Source organism: Phenylobacterium sp., from assembly GCF_030654915.1.
Taxonomy (GTDB): Bacteria; Pseudomonadota; Alphaproteobacteria; order Caulobacterales; family Caulobacteraceae; genus Phenylobacterium.
The window spans coordinates 1-8,038 of the sequence record NZ_JAURWM010000038.1; the positions used below are offsets into that span (position 1 = coordinate 1).

The 8,038-nt window shown below is 66.2% G+C and carries 8 protein-coding genes; 2 read left to right on the plus strand and 6 right to left on the minus strand.

What is annotated here, in order from left to right; genetic code table 11:
* Positions 1-7 precede the first annotated feature (7 nt).
* The 6 genes from Q7T84_RS01580 to Q7T84_RS01605 all read right to left on the minus strand — a co-directional run bounded on the left by Q7T84_RS01580 (position 8) and on the right by Q7T84_RS01605 (position 6,693).
* Positions 8-1,174, minus strand: coding sequence for a hypothetical protein (locus tag Q7T84_RS01580; protein ID WP_304805830.1), 1,167 nt, complete (start codon positions 1,172-1,174; stop codon positions 8-10).
* Positions 1,175-1,320: 146 nt separating this feature from the next.
* The gene (locus Q7T84_RS01585; protein ID WP_304805832.1) at positions 1,321-1,692 is read right to left on the minus strand and encodes a Rieske (2Fe-2S) protein; all 372 of its coding nucleotides are present in this window, start codon (positions 1,690-1,692) and stop codon (positions 1,321-1,323) included.
* Complete coding sequence (gene fahA, locus Q7T84_RS01590) at positions 1,689-2,993, minus strand: fumarylacetoacetase (RefSeq protein WP_304805834.1); 1,305 nt, start codon at positions 2,991-2,993, stop codon at positions 1,689-1,691. The genes Q7T84_RS01585 and fahA overlap by 4 nt, the downstream gene beginning before the upstream one ends.
* Positions 2,990-4,267 carry a homogentisate 1,2-dioxygenase gene (gene hmgA, locus Q7T84_RS01595; RefSeq protein WP_370653602.1) on the minus strand — a complete coding sequence of 426 codons (1,278 nt, stop codon included), beginning with the start codon at positions 4,265-4,267 and terminating at the stop codon, positions 2,990-2,992. The genes fahA and hmgA overlap by 4 nt, the downstream gene beginning before the upstream one ends.
* 156 nt (positions 4,268-4,423) lie before the next feature.
* On the minus strand, positions 4,424-5,494 hold the full coding sequence (gene hppD, locus Q7T84_RS01600) for a 4-hydroxyphenylpyruvate dioxygenase (protein WP_304805836.1): 1,071 nt from the start codon (positions 5,492-5,494) through the stop codon (positions 4,424-4,426).
* Positions 5,491-6,693, minus strand: a complete 1,203-nt coding sequence (locus Q7T84_RS01605) for an amino acid aminotransferase (protein ID WP_304805838.1) — start codon at positions 6,691-6,693, stop codon at positions 5,491-5,493. Before Q7T84_RS01605 ends, hppD begins: the two co-directional genes overlap by 4 nt.
* Positions 6,694-6,803: 110 nt before the next feature.
* Between Q7T84_RS01605 and Q7T84_RS01610 the strand changes: the two genes are divergently transcribed.
* On the plus strand, positions 6,804-7,274 hold the full coding sequence (locus Q7T84_RS01610; RefSeq protein ID WP_304805839.1) for an Lrp/AsnC family transcriptional regulator: 471 nt from the start codon (positions 6,804-6,806) through the stop codon (positions 7,272-7,274).
* A gap of 212 nt (positions 7,275-7,486) precedes the next feature.
* Positions 7,487-7,840 carry a DUF1428 domain-containing protein gene (locus Q7T84_RS01615; protein ID WP_304805841.1) on the plus strand — a complete coding sequence of 118 codons (354 nt, stop codon included), beginning with the start codon at positions 7,487-7,489 and terminating at the stop codon, positions 7,838-7,840.
* Positions 7,841-8,038 lie beyond the last annotated feature (198 nt).

Here is an 8,038-nt window from a genome sequence, read left to right on the forward strand (position 1 = left end):
TCTGCCACTAGCCGTGGTCAGCGTACCAGCGAACGTTGTCCAGGCCCTCTTCCAGCGTCGCGGTGATGAAGCCGAGGCGACCCGAATAGTCGCTGCGGCCCACCAGGAAGCCGTTGCGGACGATGCGCGGGCCGGCCAGCAGCCCGCTGTCCATGCCCTCGACCCAGCCGAGCAGTTCCTCGTTGTGGTTGCCCTGGTCGCGCGTCGAGGTGACGCCGGCGGCCAGATAGAACAGGTTCGACGACAGCGTCGTATGCGAATGCATGTCGTGCAGGCCAGGCACCAGCGTGCCGCCCTGCCCGTCGATCACCACCTCGCCCTTTGGCGCCAGGACCCCAGGCGTTTCAGGCATGACGCCTGTGATCTTGTCGCCGAACACCACCACCGACGACAGCTCGCCGAGCTTCATGGTCTTGGGATCGAACACCCGCACATTGCGGATGCGGACTGGCGTCTTGAAACGGTGAGCCAGCTTCTTCTGGGCCTCCATGGCCCGCTGGATGGCGATCTCCTGGCTGACCTTCTGCAGGTCCTTCAGGTGGCCTTCGAAGCCCTCGCGGATCAGGCCGCCGCCGAGCGTACCGAACAGCTCGCCCTGGCCATCGACCAGCACATAGGTCGGCTCCAGATCGATGCCGCTCAGCTCATAGACCGTCAGCGGCGTGGCCGAGGCCCCCTCGCCGAGGGTGAGCTTGCGGACCTCTTCCAGGCGCATTGTGCCGGACGGCAGCACCGGCAGGGTGTGGTTCGGCGCCTTGAGCAGCGCCTTCACATAGACCCCCAGCATCCAGGGGCTGGCGTCGTTGGCGATGTAGAGAGTCGGGGCGGCGGACTTGACCTTGCCCTTGTCGGCCTGGCTGACCCACTCGGCCCGGCCCGGAGTCCAGGTGAAGCGTTCCTGCACCGGGCTACCGAACAGCGACGAGCCGTCGATCGCCCAGCGGACCGGCAGGCCCTGGGCGTCCAGCTCGATCTGCTCCTTGGCCTTGGGGCCGCGGCCGTTGTTGTTGATCGCGTAGTCGACGATGACCGCCCGCGGCTCAACCTCAGCGGTCAAGTGACCGACCTTCTCGCCATTGGCCATGACGACGAAACGCTGGGTGGCGGCGAACGCCGAACCGGCCAGGGCCGAGGCCAGCATCAAGGACAACGCGAATGTGCGCGAACGGATCATGGGACGTCCCCCGACGATGAACATTTTACGTCGATCAGTTTAAGCTGGTTGAGTGGGGTGATCTTTGCGATCTCGCCCCAGCTTGGCAGGCTTGAGCGCAGTCCTATTCGCGTCCGCCTCAGAACGCGCATAGGCAATTCGTCACGTCAGGCGGTGACGATGAAGCCATCAAGGGCGACGACCGGCCAGGGCCGCAAGGCCTGGCCCACGCAGGGGCCGCCAACGCAGGCGCCGGTGTCGATATCGAACAGCGCACCATGCCAGGAACAGGCGATGAGATCGCCCGTCGGGGTCAGGTAGTCGTCCAGCTTCTGGGCCAGAGGCAGGCCGGCGTGCGGACAGCGGTCGACATAGCCCCTCACCTCGCCGCCTCGGCGAACGACGAAGCCGTGGAAGCGGGCCTCGCCGATCTGGAGAACAAAGTTGCGCGCCGCGCCATCCGCCACCGTCTCCAGCGTGCAGAGCTTCACACCAGAGGGCGTGGCGAACAGGCGGGCGGGCGCGACGTCTTCACTCAAAGGGCTGGCTCAATCACGCCCCGGCATTCGCCGAAGCCGATGGAGACCCGGCCATCGGCCTGGGCGCGGGCGGCGATGGTCAGTTCGTCGCCGTCCAGCAGAAAGGTGCGGGTCTCGCCGGTCGGCAAGGTGATCGCCTGGGCGCCGCCCTTGGTCAGCTCCAACAGGCTGCCAAGCCCGCTGTCGTCGGGCGTCGAGATGGTGCCGGTGCCGAGCAGATCGCCGGGCCGCAGGTCGCAACCCCCGACCGTGTGGTGGGCGACCAGTTGGGCCAGGGTCCAATAGAGGTTGCTGGCCGGACCACGCGACAGGCTGACCGGGGCCAGGCCCTGCTCACGCATCTTCGCCGTCGAGAGCAGCACTTCGAGGCCGATCCCGTAGGCCCCGCTGGCCTGGTCCTGCGCGTCCAACAGATAGGCCATAGGCTGCGGGTCGCCCTGCGGACGCGGCGGCTGGGCGATGCGGAACGGGGCCAGGGCCTCGGTGGTGACGATCCACGGCGAGACCGTGGTCATGAAGTTCTTGGCCAGGAACGGGCCGAGCGGTTGATACTCCCAGGCCTGGAAGTCGCGTGCCGACCAGTCGTTCAGCAGGCAGAGACCGGCGATGTGGTCGCCCGCCTCGCCAATGGCGATGGGCTGGCCAAGTTCGTTGCCCTGGCCGATCCAGACGCCCAGTTCCAGTTCGAGGTCCAGGCGCTGCGAGGGACCGAAGGTCGGCGCCTCGGCGTCCGGCGCCTTGCGCTGGCCGCTTGGACGGCGGACGGGCGCGCCCGATGGGCGGATCGAGGAGGCGCGGCCGTGATAGCCGATCGGCACATGCTTGTAGTTCGGCAGCAACGGGTTCTCTGGCCGGAACTGACGACCGACGTTCAGGGCGTGATGGATGCCCGCATAGAAGTCGGTGTAGTCGCCGATGGCGGCCGGCAAATGCATCAAGCAATCGGACGCCGCTTGGAGCCAGGTCTCGACCTCAGCTTGATCCGGCGCGCCCTGGGCGAGCAATTCGGAGAGGCGATGGCGCAGGCTCCGCCGCGCGGCGGGGGCCAACCCAAGCAAAGGGTTCAGCGTGGAGCCTGCGCCGGCCTCCGCGGCCGACTTGGCCAGGCCTGAAAACAGGTCGGACCGAGCGGCCAACGAAAGATCAAGAATGCGATCGCCAATCGCCACTCCGCCGCGCGCAGCTCCGCCCGGCGGGCTGAACACGCCGAACGGCAGGTTTTGGATGGGGAAGTCGGGGTGGCCGTTGGCGGTGGCGACCCAGCTGGTACGCGCCGGGTCGTGGGTCTCGTCTAGGATCAACGCGGCAACTCCGCCTTCGTGAAATCGGCCCAGCAGTCGTCGTAGTCCGGCTGAGCGAGTGGGGTTTCGACGGCGAACCGGGTCGGCCGGATCACCCAGCGGCTTTCGAACATGAAGGCCATGGTGTTTTCGATCTTGTGCGGCGCGAGGCTCGCGGCGACCGCGCCCTCGTAGCTGGCCTTGTCGGGGCCATGGCCGCTCATGCAGTTGTGTAGGCTGGCCCCGCCCGGCGCGAAGCCGCCGGCCTTGGCGTCATAGGCGCCGTGGATCAGTCCCATGAACTCGCTCATCACGTTCCGGTGGAACCACGGCGGGCGGAAGGTGTGCTCGGCCACCATCCAGCGCGGCGGGAAGATCACGAAGTCGCAATTGGCCGTGCCCGGGATCTCCGAGGGCGAGGTCAGGACCGTGAAGATCGACGGATCGGGATGGTCGTAGCTGACGGTGCCCAACGTATTGAATCGCGCCAGATCATATTTGTATGGCGCGAGGTTGCCGTGCCACGCCACCACGTCGAGCGGCGAGTGGTTCAGCGTGCAGGTCCACAGCCTGCCCTGGAATTTCTGAACGACTTCCGTGGGTTCGTCGCGATCTTCAAACCAGGCGACGGGCGTCAGGAAGTCACGCGGATTGGCCAGACCGTTGGAGCCGATAGGCCCGAGGTCCGGCAGGCGGAACGGCGCGCCATAGCTCTCGCACACATAGCCGCGGGCGGCCTCACCGCTCAGTTCGACGCGGAAGCGCACGCCGCGCGGGATCACCGCGATCTCACCCGGCGCCACATCGAGGCGGCCCAGTTCGGTGGCGATCAGCAGCGCGCCATCCTGCGGCACGATCAGCAGTTCGCCATCGGCGTCATAGAACACCCGGCCCTGCATCGAGCGGTTGGCGGCGTAGAGGTGGATGGCGATGCCGGCGCCGGTCGCGGCGTCGCCGTTGCCGGCATAGGTCACAAGCCCGTCGATGAAGTCGGTCGGCTCGGCCGGGATGGGCAGCGGATCCCAACGCAGGCGGTTGGGGGTGGGCGGGACCTCGTCGAACGGACCTGAGCGCACCAGCTTGCCGCCCTCATAGGGCAGGAACGGCGCGTGGCTGGCGGTGGGACGCAGTCGGTAGAGCCAGGAGCGATGGTTCTCATGGCGCGGGGCGGTGAAGGCGCTGCCCGACAGTTGCTCGGCATAGAGGCCGAACGGCGTGCGCTGCGGCGAGTTCTGGCCCTGCGGCAGGGCGCCGGTGACCGCCTCGGTGGCGAAGCTGTTGCCGAAGCCGGACATGTAGTTCTGCGCGCTCACGGATACTTCCTCCATCACCGCTCCCCCTCCGTCGCGCCTGCGCGCGCCACCTCCCCCAGCGGGGGAGGACCTGAAGACCTAAAGATGCTCCCCCTTTGGGGAAGCTGTCAGCCAAGGGCTGACTGAGGGGATCGCCCCTCAGGCCGCGTCGACCGTGATGACGCCGCGACGGATCTGGTCGAGTTCGATCGACTCGAACAGGGCCTGGAAGTTGCCGTTGCCAAAGCCCTCATTGCCCTTGCGTTGGATGATCTCGAAGAAAATCGGACCGAACAGGTTCTCGGTGAAGATCTGCAGCAGCAGGCCTTCTTCGCCGACATTGCCATCCAGCAGGATGCGGTTCTTGCGCAGGCGTTCCAGGTCCTCGCTGTGGCCGGGGACGCGCTTGTCGATCAGCTCGTAATAGGTCTCGATGGTATCCTGCAGCTTCACGCCGCGAGCCCGCAGTTTTTCGACCGTGCCGTAGATGTCGGCGGTGGTCAGGGCCAGGTGCTGGATGCCCTCGCCGTTGTACTCGCGGATGAACTCCTCGATCTGGGACTTGTCGTCCTGGCTCTCGTTCAGCGGGATGCGGATGGCCTTGTCAGGCGCGATCATCGCCTGGCTGAACAGGCCGGTGGCCTGGCCCTTGATGTCGAAATACTTCTGCTCTTCGAAGCCGAAGATCTGGTTGTAGAAGGTCGACCAGGTGCGCATCTGGCCGCGGCGGACGTTGTGGGTCAGGTGATCGAGAACATCGAGGCCGACATTGTTGGCCGCTTCAGCCTCGACGGCGCCGGGGATCTGCTCCCAGGCGTCATAGATCGTGCCCGCGTCGCCGAAGCGATCGACCAGATAGAGCATCGAGCCGCCGATGCCTTCCAGCACATAGGCTTCCGGGAAGGCGCTCTGGCTCGCATCGGCCGCCTTGGCGCCGCGCGACAGGGCCAGGTCATAGGCCGCCTTGGCGTCGGCGACGCGGAAGGCCATGCCGTTGGCCGAGGGGCCGTGGGCGGCGCGGAACTCGGCGACCTGGCCGCTGGCGTCCTGGTTGACCAACAGGTTGATCCGGCCCTGCTTGTAACGGACCAGGTTCTTGGTCGGGTGCTTGGCGTAGGCGGTGAAGCCGAGTTGCTCGATCAACTCGACCATGCGGGCCGGATCGGGGCTGGTGAACTCGACAAACTCGAAGCCGTCGAGGCCGATCGGGTTGTTGGCGGTGATGGTCATTGGGCGTCTCCCGACAGGCAGGCGCCGAGCGCCTGGACAAATGGCTGGACGGTGTCGGCGGTGAGGCCGGCGAGATTGATGCGGCCGGAACCGGCCATGTAGACGGCGTGGTCGCGACGCATGGTCTCGACCTGGGCTGGCGTCAGCGACAGCAGCGAGAAGAGGCCGTGCTGATCACATAACGGCTCAAGGCGCGGATCGGCCTCAGCCAGAGCATGGCGAACCGAGACCAGGCGCTGGCGCATGCCGTCCAGTTCAGCGCGCCACCCCGCGGTGAGGCCGGCGTCCTCCAGCACCACTCGCACCACCGCCGCGCCGTGATCGGGCGGCATGGACCAGTTGCAGCGGGCCAGTTGCAGGATGTTGGAGCGCACGAGATCGGCGTGACCGCGCGCCCGGACGAACAGGGCGCCGGTGCGCTCGCGATAGAGGCCGAAATTCTTGTCGAAGGAATAGGCGACCATGGCGGTGTCGACCGTCTCGAGCACCAGCCGCAGACCGGCGGCGTCTTCATCGAGGCCAGCGCCCAGGCCTTGATAGGCCAGGTCGATCAGCGGAACCGCGCCGCGCTTGGCCAGCAGATCAGCGACCGCGCGCCATTGGTCGAGGTTCAGGTCGGCGCCGGCCGGGTTGTGGCAGCAGCCGTGCAACAGGACGACGTCGCCGGGCTCGACCCCGCCGAGCGCGGTCATCATCTCGTCGAAGCAAACCGTCTGGGTCCTAGGGTCGAAATAGCGATAGGTCGAAACGCTGAGGCCCGCCTGAGCGAAGATAGGGGCATGGATGGGCCAGCTAGGCGTGCCGAGCCAAATGCGCGCGCCGGGCGTGCCGGCGTTGGCGAGTTCGGCCGCCAGGCGCAGGGCGCCGGTGCCGCCGGGGGTCTGGACGCCGAACAGATCCTGGGAGGCCGCGCCCTGACCGAAGATCACCGGGCCGATCAGCTCCAGGAAGCGCAGGTCGCCCTCTGGGCCGAGGTAGGACTTGGTGGGCTGGGTCTCGAGCAGGACGGCCTCGGCGGCCTTCACAGCGCTGAACACCGGGGTGTCGCCGGCCGCGTCCCGATAGACGCCGACCCCGAGATCGATCTTCTGCGGGCGGGGATCCTCACGATAGAGCGCGATCAGCGACAAGAGCACGTCGGGCTGCTGGGGCCTCAGCCCCTGGAACAGGGAACGCGCGGGCGCGGCGACATCCAACATCGAAAGACTCCTCCTGCGATGAAATCTACGCAGGAGGCGCGACGAATGGCTTTCAATCTCGCGGCGTTTTGGCAATCATATGGACATCTGTTTCACCTGATGGCCGTAACGTGAAAGAAACTGTTCAACTAGACGAGATCGACCGCAGGCTGCTGCGCGCCCTGCAGCACGACGCGAGTCAGAGCCACGCCGCGCTCGCCGAACAGGTGGGCGCATCGCCGGCGTCCTGCTGGCGCCGCATCAAGGCGTTGGAGACCGCCGGGGTTCTGCAGGGCAGCGTAAGGCTGGTCGACGCCGAGAAGGTCGGGCGCGGGGTCAACGTCATGTGCCAGCTGCGCATGAAGTCCCACGCCACCGCCGTGCGCCAGGAGTTCGAGGCGTTCCTGCGCTCAAGGCCCGAGATCATGGAGTGCCACTCGATGTCGGGCGAATGGGACTATCTGATGCGGGTCGTGGTCGCTGACGTCGCCGGCTATGAGCGCTTCTTGATGGGCGCCCTGCTCAACCACCCCAATGTCGCCAACGCCGCCTCGCACTTCGCGCTGAGCCAGGTGAAGTACTCGACGGCGATGCCGGTTTAGAAGCGGCGACTAGCGCCCCTCCCCCAACTCGTCATGGCCGACCTCTCGTGTCGGCCATCCATAAACACCGCCTTTGGAGGTCTACCGTCGGACCTTCGAGTCTATGGATCGTCGGGACAAGAGCCCGCCGATGACGATTTGAGGGGGCCATTGTCGGAACGGATCGCGCCTGTTCGTCCTTTGGTCAGTTCAGACCCGAAGGAGACGTGAACATGCCCTATGTCGATGGCTTCGTGCTCGCCGTGCCCAAGAAGAACCTTGAGGCCTACAAGGAGATCGCGCGGAATGCTGGCGCCGTGTGGATGGAATTTGGCGCGCTATCCTACGTGGAATGCATCGCCGACGACGTGCCCTATGGCGAACTCACCTCGTTCCCGCGCGCCGTCCAGGCCACCGACGACGAGGTCGTGGTCTTTTCGTGGATCACCTACGAGTCACGCGAGCAGCGTGATGAGATCAACGCCAAGGTCATGGCCGATCCCAGGGTGAAGGGCGACCCAGCCACCATGCCGTTCGACGGCAAGCGTATGATCTTCGGCGGCTTTGAGAGCTTCGTGGAGCTTTAGGCGCCCGCCTCCAACCTCGTCATCCTAGGCCTTGTGCCTAGGACCCCTCTATCGGCGGCTAGGCGTCGGAGGGTGAACCGAGTGGGTGACGCCAACTGGAAGAACTTCCGTGCGGCGGAAGCAGGGGTCCTAGGCACAAGGCCTAGGATGACGAGGTTGGAGGCGGGCGCCTAAAGCTCCACGAAGCTCTCAAAGCCG

What these genes read in the sequence shown, in the direction of transcription:
- Q7T84_RS01580 (WP_304805830.1), bottom strand. Translation starts at nt 1,174, where the DNA reads ATGATCCGTTCGCGCACATTCGCGTTGTCCTTGATGCTGGCCTCGGCC.
- hmgA (WP_370653602.1), bottom strand. Translation starts at nt 4,267, where the DNA reads ATGTCCGGCTTCGGCAACAGCTTCGCCACCGAGGCGGTCACCGGCGCC.
- hppD (WP_304805836.1), bottom strand. Translation starts at nt 5,494, where the DNA reads ATGACCATCACCGCCAACAACCCGATCGGCCTCGACGGCTTCGAGTTT.
- Q7T84_RS01605 (WP_304805838.1), bottom strand. Translation starts at nt 6,693, where the DNA reads ATGTTGGATGTCGCCGCGCCCGCGCGTTCCCTGTTCCAGGGGCTGAGG.
- Q7T84_RS01615 (WP_304805841.1), top strand. Translation starts at nt 7,487, where the DNA reads ATGCCCTATGTCGATGGCTTCGTGCTCGCCGTGCCCAAGAAGAACCTT.